The sequence below is a fragment of the Erythrobacter mangrovi genome, from assembly GCF_013260645.1.
In the GTDB taxonomy this organism is placed as follows: Bacteria; Pseudomonadota; Alphaproteobacteria; order Sphingomonadales; family Sphingomonadaceae; genus Qipengyuania; species Qipengyuania mangrovi.
Genome location: NZ_CP053921.1, coordinates 63,856 through 81,970 on the forward strand (window position 1 = coordinate 63,856; position 18,115 = coordinate 81,970).

An 18,115-nucleotide genomic window follows, 5' to 3' on the forward strand; every position below is an offset into this window, starting at 1 on the left:
GCTGCTATCGCGCATCAGTTCGGTACGGCCTCTTCCTCGCGACGGCGCACTTCCTGCTCGGCCCGGCGGCGAGCCGCTTCAATTGTCGCTTCGTCGACCACAACGCCGTCGTTGCCCAGCTCGATCTCGAACGGGACGCCGTCGATCTCGGTCGTGAATATCGCCGAGCCGTCTCGGACGCGTAGGCGCGAATTGCCGTCGCCCAGCGGAATGTCGCCAATGTCGGGCACATCGAGCGGCTCGATTGGACCACCCGGATCGTCGTTGTCGGAGGGTGCGGCCTGGGCAGGCGTGCCCTTCACTCCTTGCGCCTCGTTCATGAAATCGCGCCAGATGCGCGCGGGCAAGCCACCACCTGAAATCCCGCCGCCGAGCGGAGAATTGTCGTCGTTGCCAACCCACACGCCGACGACAAGGTCGCCGGCATAGCCGACAAACAGGGCGTCGCGATTATCTTGCGTCGTTCCAGTCTTGCCGAAGTTCGGGCCACTCAGGATCGCCGCACGCCCAGTCCCGCGATTGATCGCCGACCGAAGCATCTGTTCCATCCCCTTGTGGGTGGACGATGAGAAGCTCGACGGGCCGTCCCACAGTCTCTCGAAGAAGCCCGGTTCGGGCCGCGCAAAGGCGTGCGGTTCGACCGGATAGGCGTTGGCGGCGACCGCGGCATAGGCCGCGGTCAGTTCCATCAGCGTCATCGTATGGGTCCCCAGCGCCATGCTGGGATCGCCCTTCACCAGCGGAGAGGTGACTCCGAGGTCGCGAGCGGTGGCAATGACCTTTTCGCTACCGACCTCTTGCAGCAGCCGGACCGCCGCGACGTTGCTCGATTGGGCGAAGGCATCTTCAAGCGTAAGGGTCTGCGAATACTGCTCGCGCGAGTTCTTCGGGCGGTAGCTGCCTTCGGCTATCGGCAGGTTGGATACCAGATCATCGGGACTCCACCCTGCCCGCAGCGCCGCGAGATAGACGAACAGTTTGAAGGTGGACCCCGGCTGGCGTCGTGCCTGCGTTGCGCGGTTGAACGGCGACTTCTCATAGTCCTTGCCGCCGATCATCGCGACCACTTCGCCATTCGGACGCATGGCGACGAGAGCCACTTGCGCCTTCCCCAAGGGAGCACGCTGGGTCACCCGCCGCGCGACGTTCTGGAGCCGGCTGTCGAGCGTGGTGGTGAGCGTCTGGCGTGAATAACCGCCCGCGGCGACTTCGCGCGCTTCAGGCAGCGCCCAGTCCGCGAAATAGGTACCAGTGGGAAGATCGTTGCGCGTCCGTACATCGAGTGCAGGGGGCGTCATTGCGCGAGCTTCAGCCTCAGTAATGAAGCCGGCGGCAACCATGGAATCGACCACCAGTTTCATGCGCTTTTCGGCCCGCGCATAGTGCTTGGTCGGGGCGTAGGCCGAGGGCGCCTGGAGCAAGCCCGCAAGCATGGCGGCCTGGTTCGGCCTGAGCTTTTCCGGCTGGCGATAGAAGTAGTGCAGGCTGGCCGCGCGCAGGCCGTAGACATTGTCGCCGAAATAGGCGTTCGAGAGATAACGCTCGAGGATCTCATCCTTGGTCAGCCAGGCCTCGAGCCAGAAGGCGATCATCGCTTCGCGCGCCTTGCGGGTCAGCGTACGTTCCGGCGTCAGGAAGGTGAACTTGGCGAGCTGCTGAGTGATCGTGCTTCCGCCACCGGTCCCGGTAAAGGCTGCTCGGGCGATACCGCGCGGGTCGATGCCCCAGTGGTCGTAGAACCGCCGGTCCTCGATCGCGAGGAAGGCCTCGACCACGTGCGGCGGCAGGTCGGCGACCTTGACCGGTTCGTCGGTCACCGCCCCATTGCGGGCAATTGGCGTTCCATCGGCAGCAAGCAGCGTGACCTGCGGCGCAGCGATCGGCTCAAGCGATTTGGAAAGTGGTGCTGTGATGGCCAGCCAGGCGACCAACACGATGAACAGGCCCATGATCGCCGCGACGATCCGCACCGCCCACCAGCGCTTGCGATGGCCTTGCCAATAGGCCCGCTGCCACCAGCGCAGGTGCTTGCGCTCGTGCACGCCGACCGCCGCCTCGAGGCGATCGAGTCGAGCGTCCCAGTCGTCATCATCGAGCCCGTCGTGGAGCGCGTAATAGCCACGATGGCGGGCACCTCCGAATTCGGGTGCCGGCCTGCGCCTGAAGGAATCGAACACGCCCATTGCCTACTGTGTTAAACGAACAACACAGCCATGCATAGAGGGCTGCAGATGAACCCCCGGCTACGCCTAGCGGCCAACTACGCTTTCGGGCAGGTCTTCACCGAACACGCGCTGGTAGTATTCGGCCACCAGCATCCGCTCTTCCTCGTCGCACTTGTTGAGGAAGCTCAGGCGGAAGGCGAAGCCGACATTCTTGAAGATCGCATAGTTCTGCGCCCAGGTGATCACGGTACGCGGGCTCATGACGGTCGAGATATCGCCGTTGATAAAGCCCTGCCGCGTCAGGTCGGCAACCTTGATCATGTCCGCCAGGATCTTCGGATCGATGTCGGGATTCTTCGCCTCGACGATCTTCTGCTCGGTCTCGGCGGGCAGGTAGTTCAGTCCAACGACGATGTTCCAGCGGTCCATCTGGCCCTGGTTGATCTGCTGCGTGCCGTGATAGAGGCCGCTCGTATCGCCCAGGCCAACCGTGTTGGCGGTGGCAAACAGGCGGAAATTGGGATCGGGGCGGATCACGCGGTTCTGGTCGAGCAGGGTCAGCTTGCCCTGCTGTTCGAGCACGCGCTGGATCACGAACATCACGTCGGGTCGGCCAGCGTCATATTCGTCGAACACCAGCGCCACTGGATGCTGCAGTGCCCAGGGCAGCAGCCCTTCGCGGAACTCGGTCACCTGCAACCCGTCGCGCAGCACGATGGCGTCACGCCCTACGAGGTCGATACGGCTGATATGCGCATCGAGGTTGATGCGGATACACGGCCAGTTGAGTCGCGCGGCGACCTGTTCGATGTGGGTCGACTTACCGGTGCCGTGATAGCCCTGCACCATCACGCGGCGGTCATGCGCAAAACCCGCGAGGATCGCCAGCGTCGTGTCCGGGTCGAACACATAGGCGGGATCGAGATCGGGAGTGCGCTCGTCCGGCTTGCTGAACGCGGGCACCTGCCAGTTGATATCGATCCCAAAGGTCTCGCGCACATCGACAGTTGTGTCGGGTGCAGCAAGGACGGTTTTGGCAGAGGCGTCGAAGGTTTTGTCGGTCATATCGTTCATCTCGGTGGCGGGCCTAGACAAGCCGGGCCCGCCCCGCAATGCCCGAAAACGAGGTCTTAGAAAATTCAGTTGCTTTCTGGGACCCGGATATGTGCGAGATGGCCGGTTTTGATCCAGAATCGCACGCCGTCCGGCCCCGCGGAAGCTCGGATGGCGTCGCCAGCAGGCAGGCGGATCCAGTCATGGCGCTCCATGGCTCCTGCGGGTGTCCGCAGCGCACCGTCGAGAACTAGGATCTCTCCGCCATCGGGGAACGACAGGGCACGTTCGACACCCGGTTGCCAGCGTTCGACCCGGACTGTTTCGAACTGGTCGCGATGAAGCAGACCGGTTTCAACCCCGTCCCAGCCAAGCATTGGAACGAGCTCGAGTGCGTTCATGTCGACGCTGAACTGGTTTCGATCAGCTGCATCAAACTGCCACAGCTTCACGAAGATGGTACAGCCCGGCGCAGAGCCCGGCACATGCGACGTGGTCGGCGGATTGCGAACATAGGTACCCGCCGGATAATCACCGTGCTCGTCCTGGAATACGCCCTCGAGGACGATGAATTCCTCACCGCCGCCATGGGTATGGCCGGGAAAAGACGACCCCGCGGCATAGCGAACGATGGAGGTGGCACGTGCCACCTCCCCGCCGATACGATCAAGCATGCGTCGATCCACGCCCGCCATTGGCGACGGAACCCAGTTCAGCGCACTGGTGTCCACGCTGACTCGCCGGGAAAAGTCGGCGTTCACTTCCATGTCAGTTCTCCTGGTACCGCGCGCGCACCTTCTCGCGCCACGCGTGCAGGTGCGTCAGATCGGTATCGATCTCGATGCCCGCAAGATCCGCGAAGTCGAGACCGGCAAGCAGGGTAATGTCGGCCATCGAGTAGACGGCGCCTGCCACGAAGGGCTGCTTTGCCAGCACGCCATCGAAATAGCGCATGGTGGACTGAGCACGCGCCTTCTGCCGCAGCCCCCAGGCCGGCACTTGGTCGGTCTCGAGATCGGGGCCAAGGCCGGGGGTCGCGTGGTGGAAATAGGCGCCAACCGCGTCCAGCAGACCCTCTTCCGCGCGCAGGTTCATCATGTGGGTCGTCGCCCTCTGCAGCGGCGTATCGCCGATCAGCGAAGTCCCTTCAAACGCCCCGTCGATATATTCCGTAATCGGGGTGCAGCGCCCGATCACCGAGCCATCGGGCAGCTCGGCGCAAGGGACGGTGGCGTCAGGATTGATGGCTCGAAACGAGTCGGAGCGGTGCTCGCCCGCCATTACATCGACCGGCACGAACTTCACGCGATCGAGTGCATTCTTTTCGGCCAGTGCCAGGCGCACTCGCACGGGATTGGGGAAGTTTTCGACTTCGTAGATCGTCAACATACCGTTTTCTCCATTCCCTACCAACTAGTAGGTTGGCGATCGGCTACTTTCTTGATTCACACCTGTCAACCTACTAGTTGATAGGGATGACAGAGACACGAACCCTGCTGCTCGACCTCGGCGAAAAGGCTGTCCGCACGCGGGGTTACGCGGGCTTCAGCTACGCCGACCTCGCCCGCGACGCGGGTATCCGCAAGGCCAGCATCCATCATCACTTCCCGACCAAGGCCGACCTCGCCCTCGCCCTGATCGAGCGGTTTGCTGCCATGCTGGCCGACGCACTGGCAGCCGTCGAAGCCTCCGCGCCAACCGGTGGAAGGGCGCTTGAAGGCGCTATCGACCTTTACCGTGACGCGTTGGGCGATGGTGAAACGATGTGCATGTGCGCAGCCATGTCCGCCGATGCCGCACTTCTCGAAATTCGCACCACCGACGCGCTCAATGCTGCCAACAAGGCGATTGCCCGGTGGTTCGAACGGATTCTGTCAAAGGGTAAGGAAGACGGTTCGATCGCCGGTGTCGACGAGCCGGAAACGTCCGCACTGGCGGTGCTGGCACAACTCCAGGGCGCGCAACTGCTGGCTCGTGCGTCGGGTTCGATCGAGGTCTTCGATCGCGCGGTGGCAACGCTGCGCGATCGCATCACAAGCTGACAGCACGCTGAGGTTGCGGCATAGTCCTTAGCATGCCGCCGCTTTCGCCCAAGGAGTATCTCCGCAGCCAACTCGTTTCAAAGGTTCGCGGGGTCTTCAATGATGTCGAAGGCGGCGAAAAGCCGGTACCGGTTTCCGATGAGGCCCTGTTCGAGAAGGACTCGCCGATCAGGCTCGTCCATGCCGACATAGTGGCCATGATGGTCGGTGGAATCCGCAGCCTGTTGCTGCAGATGCTCCACCCCCATGCCTTGCAGGGTGTGCTCGACCATTCGAATTTCCGCGAGGACATGCATGGGCGCCTTCGCCGCACGGCGCGCTTTATCGCGGTGACGACGTTCGGCCATCGTGACGACGCCATGGCAGCGATCGCCCGGGTCAATCGCATCCACGCAGAGGTGGGCGGTACGCTGCCGGACGGCGCACCCTACTCTGCGGCCGATCCGAGAACGCTCGCCTGGGTCCATGTCGCCGAAGCGACGAGTTTCCTCGCCGCGTACTTGCGCCATGTCCGGCCTGATATGCCGGGCGCGATGCAGGATGAGTATTACCGCCAGTTCGCCGTTGTCGCGCGCGAGTTGGGCGCCGATCCCGTCCCGCTGGATCGGCGCGAAGCGGAGCTGCTGTCTCGCGAATTCAGAGCCGACCTGCGTTCATCGCCCGAAGCGCGCGATGTGGCCCGGCTCGTCTTGACCCAGAAACCCCGGGGGACACCGCCAGCCTTGCAGACATTGCTCGGCGCCGAAGCGGTTGCCCTCCTACCATCTTTTGCTCGCTCGATGCTTGGTCTCGAACGGCCGGGCCTGCGAAGCTTGCCGGCGCGCGCCGCCACCTGGGGCATGGGCAAGACCCTGCGCTGGGCGTTCAAACAGAATTGACCGTCTGATCCCGTCGCTGCTGGCGCACCTCCCCAGCTGCACGCTTGCAACATACCGACCGGTTGGTATGTTGCAAGCGTGATACCGAATCGGTCTTTCCGCCCCGCACCCCAATCCGCTCGCGATCGCTTGCTCGAAGCAGGCGTGAAACTCATCCGTCGACAAGGCTACGCCGCGACTTCGGTGGGCGAGTTGTGTGCCGAGGCCGGCGTCACCAAGGGTGCCTTCTTCCACCATTTCGAATCCAAGGAAGCGCTGGGCGCGGAGCTTGCGCGCTACTGGAGTAACTCGACCTCGGGCTTCTTTACCGACGCACCGTTTCGCCAGATTGCGGACCCGCTTGAACGGATTCTCGGTTATCTAGACCTGCGCATAGCACTGATCGGCGGACCGACCGAAAGCTTCAGCTGCGTCGCCGGAACCATGATTCAGGAAAGCTTCCGTTCCAGCGAACCGATCCGTGCGGCCTGTCGCGACAGCATCCTTGGCAATGCCGATCTCTTCGTCGAGGATTTTACAGAGGCCGTCGCAAGTTACGGTGTCGACGCGGATCCCAAGGGCCTCTCGCTGCATATGCAGGTCGTGATCCAGGGCGCCTTCATACTCGCCAAGACGCAAGACAGCGATGAGCGAGCCGTCGCCATGGCCCGCGAAAGCCTGCTGCACCTCAAGCGCTACCTCACCCTTTTGTTCGGCAAGGAGACCGCCCGATGACCCAGATGATATTCGTAAACCTGCCGGTGGCGGACCTCGCAAAGTCCAAGGCGTTCTACAGTGCAATTGGCTTCACCAACGAGCCGAAATTCACCGACGATACCGCTGCGGCAATGCAGCTGTCCGAAGCCATCGTCGTCATGCTGCTGACCCATGAAAAGTGGAAGACTTTCACCAGCAAGGCGATCCCGAACGCCAAGCAAAGCGCACAGGTGATGAACGCGCTGGGTTGCCAGAGCCGCGAAGCGGTAGACGCGATGGTGGAGACCGCATCAAAGGCGGGCGGGACGCCGGACTGCAATCCGAAACAGGATTATGGCTTCATGTATGGCCGCAGCTTCGAGGACCCCGACGGTCATATCTGGGAGGTCTTCTGGATGGACCCTGCAGCCGTCGAAAGCGGTCCGGCTGAAATGGCCGCAGCCTGAATGCCAACAGTTCGAGGAGAGAACCGATGTATGTGAACGGATTCGTGGTCCCCGTGCCCGAGGACAAGAAGGACGCCTATCGCGATGTGGCCGAAAAGTTCTGGCCGATCGCGCACGATCATGGATGCATCGGCCATGTCGAGGCGTGGGAAGCCGACGTGAAGGACGGTCAACACACCGACTTTCGCAAGGCAGTCGACCTCAAGCCCGGCGAAAGGGTCGTCTTCAGCTGGATGACCTGGCCCGACAAGGAAACCGCCGACGCTGCGCATGAGAAGATGATGGCCGACGAACGGATGGCAACACAGTTCGGCCCTCCCGACGGAAGCGGCATGCCCTTCGATGGCAAGCGGATGATCTTCGGCGGCTTCGAAGTCATCCTGAACAAGGAGGCGTGAGCCGATGGGACGCAAGATCACCGGCGGAGTGTTCCTTTCGCTCGACGGCGTCATGCAGGCACCGGGCGGCCCGACCGAAGACTATACAGGCGGTTTCGACGAAGGCGGCTGGGTCTTCAAACTGTGGGACGAAGGTGTCGATGAAACACTCGATTCGTTGTTCTCCGGTGAGTACGACCTGCTGCTCGGCAGGCGAACCTATGACATCTTCGCCGCCTACTGGCCCTATGCCGAGGGTGACAACAAGCCGATGGGTGAGGCTTTCGACAGGGCGTGCAAGTATGTGCTGACCTGCGGCGACCGGCCATTGGAATGGCAGAACAGCCACCGGCTCGCTGGCATCGAAGACGTCGCTTCGCTCAAGGCCACCGAGGGGCCCGACCTCGTGATCCAGGGATCAAGCACGATCTACCCCGCGCTCCTCGCAGCAGGCTTGATCGACGAACTGATCCTGATGACCTATCCAGTCACACTCGGTTCTGGGAAACGCCTGTTTGGGGATGGCACGCCAGCCGAAACGCTTGAAATGCTGGGACACCGGGTGACCGACAAGGGCACGGTTATCGCCACGTACAAACCGGGTGGCGCATTGCCGCCCTACCCGCCAGAAGGTCCGATCCCGAGCACCAGTGCGCGCGAGGAGGAACGGCAGGCGCGGATGAAGTCGGGGACCTGGTGATGCTTGCGCTCTATGGCCACCCATTCTCCTCCTACACATGGAAGGCCTTGATTGGCCTTTATGCCAATGGGACCGAGTTCGAGTTCAAGCAACTGGTCCCAGGCGACGCGGAGCAGGCAAAGCTCCTCGCCAGGCTGCATCCTGCGTGCAAATTCCCGGTGTTGATCGACGGGGACCGCACGATCATCGAGGCGACCGCCATCATCGAATATCTCGCGGTTCATTACCCCGGTCAAGCACCGCTGATTCCGCAGGATTCCGAAGTGGCAGTAACCGTGCGCATGCTTGACCGCGTTTTCGACAATTATGTCATGGCGAACCTCCAACGGGTCGTTTCGGCACATTTCGTCGATCCGGACGATGGCACCTCAGGCCTGCGCGATCCCGATCCCGCGGAAGTCGCCAAGGGCAAGGCGGGACTGATCAAGGCTTATCGTTGGCTGGAAAACTGGCTGACGACCAATACGCTTCCCGCCCACGTCAGCCTCGTAACCTGCGCCGCAGCACCAAGCCTGTTCTATGCCGATTGGGTGGAACCGATTCTGGCGGACTGTCCGCGCCTGGCCGCGCTCCGTGCAGAGCTGCTGGCGTTACCTGAAGTTTCCCGCTGTGTTGACGATGCGCGGCCCTATCGGGGGTATTTCCCACCGGGCGCGCCCAATCGCGATTGATCGTCAGGCGATCGCCTTCGACTTCCTGAGCAGCTGGTAGGCATCGACCACCTTGCCCAATCGCGATTCATGGCGGCGGTCGCCGCCGTTGCGATCGGGGTGGTAACGCCTCACGAGTTCGGAGTAGCGCTTGCGCAGCCTCCTGAGGTCGACATCGAGGCCGAGGCCCATGGTCTCCAGTGCCTGCGCCTCTTCGCGACTGAAGCGCCCATCCATCGCCATTTCCGCCTCGCGCCGTACGCGGCTCTTGATCCCGTTGGCGCGGGCAGCGATGGCTTCGAGCGGATCGTCATAGTCCGCCCAGCGCGGCATCCCGTCGACGCCCGCCGTTGGGCGAAAGCTAGGACTTTCCGTCCGCCAGCCCGCAGCAGGAGCCTGCGCCGCGTAGATTTCCTCCGCGTTCATACCTTCGAACCAGTCGTAGCCGGAGTTGAATTCGCGAACGTGATCGAGACATAGCCAGCGCCATTCCCCCGGCCCGTCGAAGCCGTGCCCTTGTCCGCCCGGAGCACGGAATTCGCCCGGTGCATTGCAGGCGGGATGTGCGCAACGCCGCCCCTGGGCTTCAAATCGACCGTGGAACCTTGTCTGGCGCATTCGTACTAGGATGGGGAGCGATATGCGCTATGGAAACCCCTCAAGAGGAGATTTTGACCCATGCCCGGTCCGGTCCAGCAGGAAATGGAAAAGCTTCTGGAAGAGGCATTCCGGCCGACCAAGCTTGAGGTCATCAACGACAGCGCGAAGCACCATGGCCATTCCGGCGACGACGGGAGTGGCGAGTCGCATTTTACCGTGGTGATCGAGGCGACGGCCTTTGCCGACAAGGGCCGGCTCGAGCGCCAACGCATGGTCAATCGCGCGCTGGGTGACATTCCCGGGCAGCGTGTCCATGCACTTGCCATCCATGCTACGGCACCCACTGAATGAGGAGTCAAAGATGAGCGATTTCGAGCTGGTTCTTACCCCGGTTACGCATAACCTGGGCCAGTTCGAGGTCCGCCGGGTCCTCCCGGCAAAGGCGCGCACGATGGTGGGCCCCTTCATCTTCGTCGATCAGTTTGGCCCCGCGCAGCTCGATATCGGCAGCGGCATGGACGTAAGGCCCCACCCGCATATCAACCTCGCCACGGTCACCTGGCTGTTCGAAGGGGCGATCGAGCACCGCGACAGCCTTGGCAGCTTTTCAACTATACGCCCCGGCCAGGTAAACCTGATGACCGCCGGACGGGGCATCGTGCATTCGGAACGCTCGCCAGCGGCGGAACGCAAGACTGGCCCGAGGCTCTACGGAATGCAGACCTGGCTCGCGCTGCCAGACGGACGCGAGGAGATTGACCCGGCGTTCGAAGCCGTGACCGACCTCCCGATTGTGGAGGACGGGCGGGCCAAGGCGATCGTGATCATGGGCGAATTGTGGGGCGAACGCGCGCAGACCACCACCTATGCCGATACGATCTACGCCGAGATCGTGCTCGGAGCGGGCGGAGCAATTCCGCTCGAGGAAGATGCCGACGAGCGCGCAGTGATGTTGGTCGGGGGCGAGGCAACGGTCGATGGCCACCCTCTCAGGCTTTACGAACTGGCAGTGCTCCAGCCCGGGCGCGACATGACCCTGGAAAGCGGCGCTGGGGCGCGAGTGATGCTGCTTGGTGGCGAGGCCTTTACAAGTCGACGGCACGTTTGGTGGAACTTCGTCAGTTCGAGCCGCGAGCGCATCAACCAGGCCAAGGAGGATTGGCGCGAAAGGCGCTTTCCCAAGGTTCCCGGTGACGAAGAGGAATTTATCCCGCTGCCCGAGGTGCCGAATACCGTCACCCATCCGTGAGAGGACCCCGCATGAGTTTCGAGGGAAAGACCGCCTGGATCACTGGCGCGAGCAGCGGCATCGGCGCTGCATTGGCGCATGAATGGTCGGCACGAGGCGCACGCATTATCTTGTCCGGGCGCGATGAGGCACGCCTGGCAGAGGTTGCGCGTGCCTTGCCTACGGACACGCTGGTCCTTCCTTTCGACGTGCGCGACGATGCCGCGATGCTCGCCGCAACCGAACGCGCGACCTCTTGGGGAACCGGCGTGGACATTTTCGTCGCCAACGCGGGCGTTTCACAGCGCAGCGCAGCAATCGACACCGATATCTCGGTCTACCGGGAAATCATCGAGATCGACCTCGTCGCGCAGATCGCGGCAACGCAGGCCTTGCTGCCGCACTTCACCGCGCGGGGCAGCGGGCACTTGCTCTTCATCAGCTCGATTGCGGGCAAGGTCGGCGTCCCGATGCGCACCGCCTATTGCGCGGCCAAGTTCGGGCTCGCCGGCTATGCCGATGCCTTGCGCGGCGAACTGTCGCAGAGCGGCATTGGCGTGCATGTTATCTACCCCGGTTCGGTCGCGACCGACGTCAGTCGCAATGCGCTGACTGCCGATGGGAGCAAGCGCGGGCGCAGCGATTCGGTTATCGAGAGCGGCATTGCACCAGCGGAAGCGGCGAAGCGCATGGTCGACGCGGTGGCTGCGGGCGAGCGCGAAATCATTGTGGCCGATGGGATGGAGCTGGCCATGGGCGAAGCACGGCGAACCCCCGACGCGCTGTTCGACCAGGTCGCTGGAATGGTCGCAGCAGGTTATATGGAAAAGATGAAGGCCGAAGGGTGATCGTGCCCGAGCAAAAACGCATCGCGCTCTCGACGGGAGTCGAACTCGACGTGGTCGATGAGGGACCGCGCGATGCACCGGCCCTGATTTTCCTTCACGGCTTTCCCGAGAGTCACCGTACCTGGCGCAACCAGATCGCGCATTTTTCCGATCGGTTTCGCTGCATCGCACCCGACCAGCGCGGCTATCGTGGATCATCGAAGCCTCAGGAAGTCTCCGCCTATACGCCCGACAAGATGATCGGTGACGTCTTTGCGCTGGCCGATGCCTTGGGTGTGGAGCATTTCACCATCGTCGGCCACGACTGGGGCGGCGCGATCGCATGGGGCGTCGCTTACGGCGGCATGATGAACGGTCGCGTCACGCGCGCGATCATCGCCAATGCGCCGCACCCGGTTCTGTTCCCGAAGTTGCTCTACACCAATCGCGAGCAGCGCGAGGCAAGCCAGTATTTCCGCGAGTTCCGCGATCCGGCAAACGATCCCCTGATCCGCGAGCATGGTCTTGGCGCGCTCTTGCTCAAGGCATTTGGTGGGGACCTGGCGACCGTGATGGAACCAGAGGAGCAGGCCCAACTGCTTGAAGACTGGTCGAACCCCGACGCCGCCTTCGGCATGCTCAACTACTATCGCGCCAGCCCGATGGAAGTTCTGTCGCTCGACGCGCCCTATGAGCTTCCCGCCAGCTACACGCCCGTTCCACTGGCGAAACTGACCATCCCCACACTGGTTATCTGGGCACTCGACGACAAGGCACTGCCGCCAGCCAACCTCGATGGGCTCGATGAGGTGATCGCGGATCCCGAGATCGTGCAGGTGCCCGGATGCGGGCACTTCGTCCAATGGGAGCGGCCCGCGGAAGTGAACGCGGCGATGGAGGCGTTTCTCGCCAGGACGGCCTAGCCCGCGATCCAATCGATATCGGCACCGTGCGCATGCGACCATGCGAGCTGGGTGGTCTCATCACCACCAGGCCAGAACCGGACCTTGAGCATATGCCGATGAACCGTGCGATCCGCTTCAACGGAGACCCAAGCCAGCGGTCGGTCCGTTGTCGCCTTCGCTCCGGCGGCCTCCATTGCCTCGGTGATGCGCGATTGCTGCTCCTCGGGCACATACTGCCAGACGATTGAGTGCATCAGCAGTCGCGTGGTGCCTTGAACCTGTGGTTTGGCAAGTTCGGCTTCGACGAAGTCTGCGGCATTGGCTTTGACCAGGTCAGGCTTGCGCTCGCCTGCCGCTCGGATCGCAGCTTCCATCCTCTCGAAGCGGACGGTGTGCTCAGGCCAGATATAGGCCCTTAGCCGCAGCGCCTGCGCCGGATCCGTCAAATCGACCGGGGCCACGTCGCAACCGCGAGTCGATACGATCTCTATCGCTTCCGCAGGAGGGGGCGGCCCCTTCCACTCCGGCGCGAAACGCATCGCAGTTCGATCGGGCCCGATTTCCACGCCGCCTAGATCATAGTGATAGCGATCGAGCATCAGGTTGATTCCGGCGCTCGATCCAATTTCGAGGCATGCGAACCGAGGCGGCAATCCTTTCCTCGCGAGCCACAACATTGCGGCGACGAAATTACTCGACCGCCCGGCCTCATTGGTCTGCGGCGGACCGTCGAGCCAGGGCATGAGCGGCGCTTCGTACACCCGCATTGCTTCGCCAACGATGCTCGCATCGTCCGCCCCGATCCCGCGATAGATTGGCGAGAGCGCAGGTTCCGCGCCCGACAAGTGCAGCGCATGGATACCGCCTGCGACACGCAGTGGCAGCGCATCAGCCAGCGGCGGCCCCTGCCATTCGACGATCCGCCGGGCGAGTGCATTGTCGAGCCCAGCGTCGATCGCTGCCCAGATTGCAGCGACGATCCGCGCCGTTATCGGCGCTCCATTGTGCTCGCAGTAGTCAACCTGGTTGGCGAAGGCCGTGCGCACCGCGCCTTTGCCGCTGACGTTGATGTCGACGAATTCGTATTTCGGTCTTTTGGCGGAATCGCCCATATGCGTTGCCCTTTCGCAAGCGCTTGCCTATCTGCGCGCGACATGAGCGACAGCCTGACATTTGCCGTACCCAAGGGACGCATCCTCGACGAGGCGTTGCCCGTGATGGCGCGCGCCGGCGTGGTGCCCGAAGAGGCGTTCCACGACAAGGCCAACCGTTCGCTTACTTTTGCGACCACGCGCAGCGACATGAACATCATCCGTGTGCGCGCTTTCGACGTCGCCACCTTCGTGGCGCATGGCGCGGCGCAATTGGGCATCGTCGGGTCGGACGTTATCGAGGAGTTCGACTACGCCGATCTCTACGCACCGGTCGACCTCGATATCGGGCATTGCCACCTCGCCGTCGCCGAACCGAATGAAGGCGCGGCCAGCGTCGATGGCGCCAGCCACGTGCGCGTCGCAACCAAGTACCCCAACCTCACCCGCCGCTATTTCGAGCAGCGCGGCGTGCAGGCGGAATGCGTCAAGCTGAACGGCGCGATGGAGATCGCCCCGGCGTTGGGTCTTGCCGGCAGGATCGTCGACCTCGTCTCCTCGGGCCAGACGCTCAAGGACAACGGCCTGGTTGAGACCGGTCATATCCTCGACATCACAGCCCGGCTGATCGTCAATCGCGCGGCACTCAAGACCGATCCGCGCGTGGCCGCGCTGGTCGAAGCGTTTCGCCGCGACGCATCCGAGCGGAAGGTCGCCTGATGCAGTTATTGCGCACCTCGGAGCCGAATTTCGAGACGCAGTTCGATCGCATCGTGCGTGATCGGCGCGAGAGCGATGTCGACGTCCAGCGCGACGTTGCCGCCATCCTCACCGAAGTGCGCGAGCGTGGCGATGAAGCGCTGGCAGAATACTCGCTTCGTTTCGACGGCCACGACCTCGCCGCCGAGGAAAACTGGCGCATTTCGCCAGAGGCCTGCAAGGCCGCCTATGACAATCTCGAACCGGAATTGCGCGACGCGCTGAACCTCGCGGCCGATCGCATCCGCTCCTATCACGAGAACCAGCTTCCCGAGGATCGCGATTACACCGATTCCATCGGCATGCGGCTTGGCGCACGCTGGTTGCCGGTCGATGCGGCAGGACTTTACGTCCCGGGTGGTCGTGCGGCCTATCCCAGTTCGCTGCTGATGAATGCGATCCCGGCCAAGGTGGCGGGCGTCGAACGGCTCGTCGTCGTCACTCCGACACCCAAAGGCCAGACGAACCCCCTTGTCCTCGCGGCGGCCCATGTCGCCCGGGTCGACGAAATCTGGCGTATCGGTGGCGCCCAGGCAGTCGCCGCGCTGGCCTATGGCACCGATCGCATCCCCCGCGTCGATGTCGTTACCGGCCCGGGCAATGCCTGGGTCGCGGAAGCCAAGCGCCAGCTCTATGGTGTCGTCGGCATCGATATGGTCGCGGGACCCAGCGAGATTCTCGTCATCGCCGACAAGGACAATGATCCCGACTGGATCGCCGCCGACCTGCTCAGCCAGGCCGAGCACGATCCGACCAGTCAGTCCATCCTCATCACCGATGACGAGTTGCTGGCGCGGCAGGTTCAGAACTCGATCGACCATGCCTTGATGAAGCTGACAACGGCCGCGACCGCCAAGGCGAGCTGGGATCAGCACGGCCTGATCGTGATTGTCGAGAACCTCGACCAGGCCCCCGCCCTCGCCGACCGGCTCGCCGCAGAACATGCCGAACTGATGGTCGCCGACCCACAGGCCCTGTTCGACAAGCTTCGCCACGCAGGCAGCGTGTTCCTGGGCAAGCACACCCCGGAGGCCGTTGGCGATTATATCGCCGGTCCTAACCACGTCCTTCCCACCGGGCGTCGCGCACGCTTTGCCAGCGGTCTTTCGGTCCTGGACTTCATGAAACGCACCAGCTTCATCGACGCTTCCGATGCGGCATTGGCCGCAATCGGTCCGGCAGCCGTCAGGCTGGCCGATGCCGAGGGCCTGCCCGCCCATGCCCTTTCGATTTCCGTGAGACTCAAGTGACCCAGAACTCCCGCTCGCAGGCCCGCTCAGCCGCCCGTCTTGCCGCCGTGCAGGCGCTCTACCAGCAGCAGATGGAAGGCACTACGCTCGCTCGCCTGCTCAACGAGTTCCACCAGCATCGCCTGGGCCAAGTGGTCGAAGACGAGGAATATGCCGATGCCGACGTCGATTTCTTCGACGATGTCGTCGCAGGCGTCGAGGCCCGTCGCGCAGAGATAGACGAACGGCTTGCCGCCCGGCTTGCCGAGGGCTGGACGCTCGCGCGACTCGACAAGACCATGTTGCAGATCCTGCGCGCCGGCACCTACGAATTGCTCGCCCGCCCCGATGTGACCAAGGCCACCACGATCAGCGAGTATGTCGACGTGGCAAAGGCCTTCTTCGACGATCGCGAAGCGAAATTCGTCAACGGCATCCTCGATGCGGTTGCCAAGGAAGCCGGGCGCTAGCTCAAGGATCCGAACGGTCGAGGAAGGTCAGCGGGATATCGATCCGCTGTGCCCAGGCGTTTTCCTCGTGTTCGGCCCCAAAGAACGCGCGACTCTGGTAGCTTGCGCCACCCCATCCCTGTTCGGCCATCATTGCATCGAAAGCCTTGGCATAGGGCGGGTAGAACGCATCTAGCGTAGCGGTTCCGTGATCGATGTAGATATGATTGCGATCCGGATTGAGCGCTGAGGCCGCGAAATAGGCGCGAAACGCCTCCGTCACCACTCGCACCCGCCCTTCGACATCGTCACCTTCGGGCGCAGCCAGCGGAAGATGGGTCGACAAGCCGGCCGCTTGTCCGAACACTTCGGGATGCTCCGCGATGGCATAGAGGCTCATCAGGCCGCCCATCGACGAGCCCATGACCGCCGTATCCTGTGGTCCCGCCAAGGTGCGGAAACTGGCATCAACCCGCGGTTTGAGATCCTCGACCAGCAATCGCACATAATCGTCCCCGCGCAGGGGATAGCCAGGTTCGATCCCGGCAAACTGGATCTCGTCCACCCGCTGCCGATAATCCTCGGGCAAGAGGCCATAGAGCTTCTGCGGAAACATCACCTGGTAGCGGTTTTTCGGGCTGCGCAAGCCGACTACGATCCATTCCCGCAAGTCACCCTGTTCGGACATGCGGGCAATCGCTTCATCGATCCCCCATTCCTTGTCGAAGTTCGACAGACGTCGATCGAAGATGTTCTCCGCGTCATGCATGTAGAGGACCGGATACCGCCTCTCAGGAGAGGACGCGTAGCTTGGCGGCAGCCAGACCCATATATCCTCCACCCCCACAGCCTCTGCCGGGGCGAAACCGGGCCACCAGACGATCGAGCCTGCCGATACTTCGGGCACGCTGGGTTTGGGCGCCTCCTGTGCAGCCAGCGGCGCCGTGGCCGTCAGGGCCAGCGCGGCAAGCAGCCTCCTCATCATGGATGACATCCTCTTTCCTCCGTGCGATTGCTCACCGCCTATGGATGTGATGCAGTGAGCAATGAAGCTGAATTCGTAGCCACGCTGCGCGCGATGGCCACCTGCCCAGCAGCGCGCGGATTGGAAGACGACGCCGCGGTCATACCGTTCGGTTCCGAAACCCTGATCCTTACCCACGATACACTGGTCCAGGGCGTCCACATCCGCGAGGATGAGGACGCCAGCGACATCGCGTGGAAGCTCGTTGCGGTGAATCTCTCTGACCTCGCCGCCAAGGGGGCAGAGCCCCTCGGCGTGCTCGTCTCGCACATGCTCGGCGAGGACGATCAGGCCTTCGTCGCGGGTTTGCATGAGGTGCTTGGCAAATACGACGTGCCGTTGCTGGGCGGTGACACGGTCCGTGCGGAAGGGCGCAGGGTGTGGGGCTGTACCGCAATCGGAAGGGCAACTTGCACACCGGTTCCCGACCGACGGGGAGCAAAGCCAGGCGACGCCGTTTACGTTACCGGCCAGCTGGGCCTGGCCATGCTGGGCATGGAGGATCGCGGTTCGGGAAGCGTCGCAGATCTTGCCTATCGCCGCCCCGCTCCCTTGCTGAGCCTCGGTCGTAGCCTTGCCCCGCACGTCACAGCGATGATGGACATCTCCGATGGCTTGCTGCTCGATGCCGCGCGCATGGCCAAGGCGAGTAGCTGTACCCTCGCGCTGGACGCCGCCAGGCTAAGGCCTTTGGCGCCTGCTGGCAGGTTCGAAGCGGCTCTACGTTGGGGGGATGATTATCAGCTGCTGCTGACCGGCCCCGACGGTCTCGAAGCGCGATTTGCTGTGACTAAGATCGGAATTGTGCAGGAGGTCGGACAGTCCTCCCTATTGCTCGACGGCCATCCTCCGCAGGAGCCGCTTGGCTTTTCCCACTGAACATTTCGCCAGCAAGGGCCGATAGGCGCGGATTGCATCCCTTTTCGCCCTTGTCAGGCAACATCGGCCCCTTATACCCCTCGGCCACATGCTCCGACGTATCCCGCGTCGGGTCGC

At 62.9% G+C, this 18,115-nt stretch carries 22 protein-coding genes; 15 read left to right on the plus strand and 7 right to left on the minus strand.

The features are described from left to right. Positions 1 to 14: 14 nt before the first annotated feature. The 4 genes from HQR01_RS00350 to HQR01_RS00365 all read right to left on the minus strand — a co-directional run bounded on the left by HQR01_RS00350 (position 15) and on the right by HQR01_RS00365 (position 4,607). Complete coding sequence (locus tag HQR01_RS00350; RefSeq protein WP_173211833.1) at positions 15 to 2,183, minus strand: transglycosylase domain-containing protein; 2,169 nt, start codon at positions 2,181 to 2,183, stop codon at positions 15 to 17. Positions 2,184 to 2,249: 66 nt separating this feature from the next. Next, on the minus strand, positions 2,250 to 3,239 hold the full coding sequence (gene cobS, locus HQR01_RS00355; RefSeq protein WP_173211834.1) for a cobaltochelatase subunit CobS: 990 nt from the start codon (positions 3,237 to 3,239) through the stop codon (positions 2,250 to 2,252). 65 nt (positions 3,240 to 3,304) lie between these two features. Continuing rightward, entirely contained in the window at positions 3,305 to 3,985 is a 681-nt protein-coding gene (locus tag HQR01_RS00360; RefSeq protein ID WP_173211835.1) for a cupin domain-containing protein, read from the minus strand. Between the two features lies 1 nt (position 3,986). Beyond that, positions 3,987 to 4,607, minus strand: coding sequence for a glutathione S-transferase (locus tag HQR01_RS00365; protein WP_199800344.1), 621 nt, complete (start codon positions 4,605 to 4,607; stop codon positions 3,987 to 3,989). An 86-nt stretch (positions 4,608 to 4,693) separates the two neighbouring features. On the opposite strand from HQR01_RS00365, the gene HQR01_RS00370 reads away from it, so the two are divergent. The 7 genes from HQR01_RS00370 (at position 4,694) to HQR01_RS00400 (ending at position 9,028) form a co-directional block, all read left to right on the plus strand. Continuing rightward, positions 4,694 to 5,260, plus strand: a complete 567-nt coding sequence (locus HQR01_RS00370; protein ID WP_173211836.1) for a TetR/AcrR family transcriptional regulator — start codon at positions 4,694 to 4,696, stop codon at positions 5,258 to 5,260. 32 nt (positions 5,261 to 5,292) lie between these two features. Continuing rightward, entirely contained in the window at positions 5,293 to 6,138 is an 846-nt protein-coding gene (locus HQR01_RS00375) for an oxygenase MpaB family protein (protein ID WP_173211837.1), read from the plus strand. A gap of 78 nt (positions 6,139 to 6,216) precedes the next feature. Next, entirely contained in the window at positions 6,217 to 6,852 is a 636-nt protein-coding gene (locus HQR01_RS00380) for a TetR/AcrR family transcriptional regulator (RefSeq protein ID WP_267905497.1), read from the plus strand. Next, positions 6,849 to 7,280, plus strand: coding sequence for a VOC family protein (locus HQR01_RS00385; RefSeq protein WP_173211838.1), 432 nt, complete (start codon positions 6,849 to 6,851; stop codon positions 7,278 to 7,280). Before HQR01_RS00380 ends, HQR01_RS00385 begins: the two co-directional genes overlap by 4 nt. A gap of 26 nt (positions 7,281 to 7,306) precedes the next feature. After that, on the plus strand, positions 7,307 to 7,678 hold the full coding sequence (locus HQR01_RS00390; RefSeq protein WP_173211839.1) for a DUF1428 domain-containing protein: 372 nt from the start codon (positions 7,307 to 7,309) through the stop codon (positions 7,676 to 7,678). A 4-nt stretch (positions 7,679 to 7,682) separates the two neighbouring features. Next, a complete protein-coding gene (locus HQR01_RS00395; RefSeq protein ID WP_173211840.1) occupies positions 7,683 to 8,357 on the plus strand; it encodes a dihydrofolate reductase family protein in 675 nt (224 codons plus the stop codon). Then, positions 8,357 to 9,028, plus strand: coding sequence for a glutathione S-transferase family protein (locus HQR01_RS00400; RefSeq protein WP_173211841.1), 672 nt, complete (start codon positions 8,357 to 8,359; stop codon positions 9,026 to 9,028). Before HQR01_RS00395 ends, HQR01_RS00400 begins: the two co-directional genes overlap by 1 nt. A 3-nt stretch (positions 9,029 to 9,031) precedes the next feature. Here HQR01_RS00400 and HQR01_RS00405 read toward each other — a convergent pair whose 3' ends face one another. Beyond that, a complete protein-coding gene (locus tag HQR01_RS00405; protein ID WP_173211842.1) occupies positions 9,032 to 9,625 on the minus strand; it encodes a J domain-containing protein in 594 nt (197 codons plus the stop codon). A 60-nt stretch (positions 9,626 to 9,685) separates the two neighbouring features. Here HQR01_RS00405 and HQR01_RS00410 point away from each other — a divergent pair, with 60 nt between their 5' ends. From HQR01_RS00410 to HQR01_RS00425, 4 genes are read left to right on the plus strand one after another with little or no spacing between them, the layout of a single operon-like run. Continuing rightward, the gene (locus HQR01_RS00410) at positions 9,686 to 9,958 is read left to right on the plus strand and encodes a BolA family protein (protein ID WP_173211843.1); all 273 of its coding nucleotides are present in this window, start codon (positions 9,686 to 9,688) and stop codon (positions 9,956 to 9,958) included. A 10-nt stretch (positions 9,959 to 9,968) separates the two neighbouring features. Further along, positions 9,969 to 10,856 (plus strand): pirin family protein, encoded by an 888-nt coding sequence (locus HQR01_RS00415; RefSeq protein WP_173211844.1) that lies wholly within the window; start codon positions 9,969 to 9,971, stop codon positions 10,854 to 10,856. 11 nt (positions 10,857 to 10,867) lie between these two features. Next, positions 10,868 to 11,683: an SDR family NAD(P)-dependent oxidoreductase gene (locus HQR01_RS00420; RefSeq protein ID WP_173211845.1), complete on the plus strand. Its 816-nt coding sequence runs from the start codon at positions 10,868 to 10,870 to the stop codon at positions 11,681 to 11,683. Then, a complete protein-coding gene (locus HQR01_RS00425) occupies positions 11,683 to 12,585 on the plus strand; it encodes an alpha/beta fold hydrolase (RefSeq protein ID WP_173216011.1) in 903 nt (300 codons plus the stop codon). Before HQR01_RS00420 ends, HQR01_RS00425 begins: the two co-directional genes overlap by 1 nt. Here HQR01_RS00425 and HQR01_RS00430 read toward each other — a convergent pair. Beyond that, entirely contained in the window at positions 12,582 to 13,679 is a 1,098-nt protein-coding gene (locus HQR01_RS00430; RefSeq protein WP_173211846.1) for a DUF2332 domain-containing protein, read from the minus strand. The two genes, HQR01_RS00425 and HQR01_RS00430, sit on opposite strands and share 4 nt — an antisense overlap. Before the next feature lie 42 nt (positions 13,680 to 13,721). Between HQR01_RS00430 and hisG the strand changes: the two genes are divergently transcribed. The 3 genes from hisG to nusB are packed head-to-tail and all read left to right on the plus strand — an operon-like array spanning position 13,722 to position 16,116. Further along, entirely contained in the window at positions 13,722 to 14,378 is a 657-nt protein-coding gene (hisG, locus tag HQR01_RS00435) for an ATP phosphoribosyltransferase (protein WP_173211847.1), read from the plus strand. Continuing rightward, positions 14,378 to 15,667 (plus strand): histidinol dehydrogenase, encoded by a 1,290-nt coding sequence (gene hisD / locus HQR01_RS00440; RefSeq protein WP_173211848.1) that lies wholly within the window; start codon positions 14,378 to 14,380, stop codon positions 15,665 to 15,667. Before hisG ends, hisD begins: the two co-directional genes overlap by 1 nt. Continuing rightward, positions 15,664 to 16,116 (plus strand): transcription antitermination factor NusB, encoded by a 453-nt coding sequence (nusB, locus tag HQR01_RS00445; RefSeq protein ID WP_173211849.1) that lies wholly within the window; start codon positions 15,664 to 15,666, stop codon positions 16,114 to 16,116. The genes hisD and nusB overlap by 4 nt, the downstream gene beginning before the upstream one ends. Before the next feature lies 1 nt (position 16,117). Here the strand turns inward: nusB and HQR01_RS00450 are convergent, their stop codons facing one another. Then, on the minus strand, positions 16,118 to 17,080 hold the full coding sequence (locus HQR01_RS00450; RefSeq protein ID WP_173211850.1) for an alpha/beta hydrolase: 963 nt from the start codon (positions 17,078 to 17,080) through the stop codon (positions 16,118 to 16,120). 54 nt (positions 17,081 to 17,134) lie between these two features. On the opposite strand from HQR01_RS00450, the gene thiL reads away from it, so the two are divergent. Further along, complete coding sequence (gene thiL, locus HQR01_RS00455; RefSeq protein ID WP_234030201.1) at positions 17,135 to 17,998, plus strand: thiamine-phosphate kinase; 864 nt, start codon at positions 17,135 to 17,137, stop codon at positions 17,996 to 17,998. Positions 17,999 to 18,115 lie beyond the last annotated feature (117 nt).